Below are 323 nucleotides of genomic sequence, written 5' to 3' on the forward strand. Positions count from 1 at the left end.
CAATATGTCTGTCTGCATCGACCAGGAAAAAGAGAAAGAAAATTTTTGGAAAAGAAAGGGGTTGTGTTTAAGTGATGTAAAAGCTTTTACCGAATGGTTCAATTGTATTATTGGAAGGTGGAAGTAAGAAACTGATGGTTTACGGAAGAAAACAACTTATAGTAAGTGATGAAGAGATAGAAAAAGAATCGGAAAATTTGACGATGTATGATTACATTGGCGTGCCTTATCCAGAGGGTTATATATCTCAAGAATATACTTTTGTTTTTAATCATGATGCTATTATAGAAATTCTTTTTGAAGGTTTCTCTGATGAAGAAGAA

At 32.5% G+C, this 323-nt stretch carries 1 pseudogene; it reads left to right on the plus strand.

Annotated elements, in window-relative coordinates:
- Positions 1 to 95: 95 nt before the first annotated feature.
- Positions 96 to 323, plus strand: a pseudogene (locus AOA60_RS01250) (DUF4176 domain-containing protein); the annotation flags it as partial.

Origin of the sequence: Pseudomonas sp. 2822-17, assembly GCF_002742485.1 — a bacterium.
Classification (GTDB): Bacteria; Pseudomonadota; Gammaproteobacteria; order Pseudomonadales; family Pseudomonadaceae; genus Aquipseudomonas; species Aquipseudomonas cyclaminis.